Genomic DNA, 2,844 nt, shown 5'->3' with positions numbered 1-2,844 from the left:
CCCTTTGGTGGCGACTGGGCTGAAAATGGTTCCATTGTTTATGCCGACAATCAAGGCTCAAATTTAAGGGTGGTTTCCGAAAATGGGGGGAATCCCAGGCTGATTAAATTGTACCACAACAATAAGGACTATATCGATTGGATAACCTTCCCAAAATTTTTACCCAACGAAAATTATATCATTGGAAATGGAGATGAATTTGATTTCATTTCATTGAAGACGGGTGAAGTAAAAATGCTTAGTGAAAAAGGCAGTAATGTTCATTATATAAAAACAGGACATCTTTTATTTGTCAACGAGTCCAAATTAATGGTGACTCCTTTTGATTATAAAAAAGGTGAAATTACTGGAAAAACAACGCCTTTATTCCAGAATATCAGAACAGAGATAAATGGCTATTCTGGGCAGTTTGCCATTTCGGATAATGGCGATTTGATTTTTGCCAAAGGAGGAGCCGCGAATTTAACCCGCTTTATGTGGGTGAATAGACAAGGTGAGATCATTGATTCCTTGCCATTGCCTCCAGCAAAATATGGCTCATTTTCAATCTCATCAACCGGCGAAAACCTTAGCTATAAGCTATCGGATAAGCTCTATGTTTATAATTTTAAAAAAGGAAACAAAACAAGGGTTCCTCTGGCTTCAATAAGTGGTTGTCCTTTTTTTAGTCCAGATGGTAAAAAAATAGCATTCTCAAATACCTTATTAGATGCAAGGGAAATTACGACCTTCTCGCTTGATGGAAGTGAAGAGATTAAAAGAGTGTTTGAATTCGAGAATATCTTATCCTTTAATGATTGGTCGGCCGACAATAAATATCTGGGGTTTCATTCCAACCAGAATTTATATGTCTATTCGTTTGAGGACGCTAAAATAATCCCTGTTCTTGAAACCGATTTTTTCGAATCGCAAATTGACTTCTCACCAGACTCAAAATACTTCGCCTACTTAACCGATGAGAATGGTTATTTAGAAACATTTGTACAAGCCTATCCTCCTAAGGGGGAAAAGTGGAATATATCGAATGGATTAGGCTTCGATCCACTTTGGTCTTTCGATGGGGACGAAATATTTTACAGAAATAATCTCCAGTTTTTTGCAGCTAAAGTTAAAATTGATTCAACCTTTAATTTCGAAAAACCAGTCCTTTTGTTTACAAATAGCAGCTTTATTGATGTGCCGCTTAAGTCGTTTGCTGTGAGTCCCAACAGACAAAAAATATTGGTATTAAAAGCGGAAAATATTAGTAATTCTTCAAGGGAACTAACCATCGTTGAAAACTGGTTTGATGAGTTGCAAAACAAGATATTAAAGGATAATTAAGACCTCATCCCCCTACGATATCCAATCATTTCGCACATAAATACAATTGTGCACCATAAGTTCAAGCTTTTCTCATACTTGTAAAACGATGCAACATCAGTATTACACCATTGAATGAAACGACCCTAACTTTGAATGAATAAAATACCATTGGTAAGCTGTTTAAATGCTTTTGGAATCTCCTGAGGGATTTTCTCCTTTTGCGAATGTTATTTATTTTAATTTCTATTCATTCAACACTTACGATTATGAAAACAAAAATCTTTTTATTGGTATGCCTTTTTATGGGTATAATCTGGACAAATGCTATTGCACAAGACAACGCAAACAATGCTGAGCAAGGGTGGTACACAAGTGAATATTGGGGTCCCATTTATTGCGATGGTGAAGAGGTAGATTTTTTAGAGGGAGGCGTATTACGTGTTCACTACGTATCTCGCTACGTAGCTGGTGTGTCTTATAAAGAAGTGACTCAATTAAAGGGGCAAGTAACTAGTAGTAAAACAGGGGAGGTTTTTAAAGTAAGAGAAACCGACAAAACCTTTTGGGAGCCTGGAATTTACTTTATAACCTGGCATTACAACCTCATTGGTAATATGGGAACTCATTACAATGGGACCTTAACGCTAAACATGTTTACAGGAGAGATTACTATTGGACATACTGTGTGCCATTAATTATTAATCTTTGAGTTTCAAAAGTCAACCTCGGAATATTGTATTGTGGGGTTGATGTTTTAAGGGGATAGAATGATTTGATGTCATCGTTTCTTACTCACTATTTGGGCATCGATATAGAATTCATTTAATGATTCAGATTAATTATGAAACAATTAGCCTTATTTATTATTGGTTTGCTATTTACAAGTCAGTTATATGCTCAGGAAAAATTTACAGTGCCTGAAGTAAGTCCTGAACAAAAACAAGAAATTCTATACAATCATGTCATCGCTTATGACTTGGCTGGTATTCGTTTTGCAAAATCGCAAGGGGTGTCTCCTCAGGAATATGGCGAATACATTGGTAAGCTGTTTAAACCCTATTGGAATCCGGCTGAAGGATTTCCTGCTTTTGCCAATGGCATGTTATTTATTTTAACTGGAATGTATCCTGAAAATGAGATACAGATTGTAAGACAAAGCGAAAAAATGCTTGAGTTTAAATTAAAAAACGTAGACGTGTCGTTTAAGAAAGGTCCAATGTATAATATTACTTACGACGAATTTTTAGCTTGTTCTTTTGGCACCATTTCAGTTCTGGCTGAATACATGAATGTTGAATTTTCTCATAAAATGATGGATGAGTGGTATGTTATGAAATTGGTAGCTAAATAATGTCAAACTATCGCCACTGAGTCAGCGAAAGACCTATGCCTATAGTTGTTTGTTTGTGGTTAAAGTCAATCAGACTCTCGCCATAACCGTGAAACAGTTGAGCATTGAGTTTCAAATTATCCCAGATCTGTAAGGCATAATCAATTTGAAAGCTTCCCCTATTATTCTTACCAAAGCGCATGGAGTGT

Annotated in this window: 4 protein-coding genes; 3 read left to right on the top strand and 1 reads right to left on the bottom strand. The window is 36.0% G+C overall.

Going from position 1 to position 2,844, the window contains the following annotated elements; genetic code table 11:
• From ABY905_RS15955 to ABY905_RS15945, 3 genes are all read left to right on the top strand, one after another.
• The coding region (locus tag ABY905_RS15955) for a hypothetical protein (protein WP_372645665.1) at positions 1-1,323 on the top strand (1,323 nt) is incomplete at its 5' end.
• 248 nt (positions 1,324-1,571) lie between these two features.
• Positions 1,572-2,000 carry a hypothetical protein gene (locus tag ABY905_RS15950; protein WP_372645663.1) on the top strand — a complete coding sequence of 143 codons (429 nt, stop codon included), beginning with the start codon at positions 1,572-1,574 and terminating at the stop codon, positions 1,998-2,000.
• Positions 2,001-2,146: 146 nt separating this feature from the next.
• Positions 2,147-2,656: a hypothetical protein gene (locus ABY905_RS15945; RefSeq protein WP_372645661.1), complete on the top strand. Its 510-nt coding sequence runs from the start codon at positions 2,147-2,149 to the stop codon at positions 2,654-2,656.
• 7 nt (positions 2,657-2,663) lie between these two features.
• Here the strand turns inward: ABY905_RS15945 and ABY905_RS15940 are convergent.
• Positions 2,664-2,844 (bottom strand): phospholipase A (locus ABY905_RS15940; protein WP_372645659.1); only part of this gene is annotated, 181 nt, incomplete at its 5' end.

The sequence above is a fragment of the Ancylomarina sp. genome (assembly GCF_041555295.1).
Lineage (GTDB): Bacteria > Bacteroidota > Bacteroidia > Bacteroidales > Marinifilaceae > Ancylomarina.
Note: the sequence above shows the minus strand (reverse complement) of the source record. Positions and strands in the feature narration are given on the sequence as shown.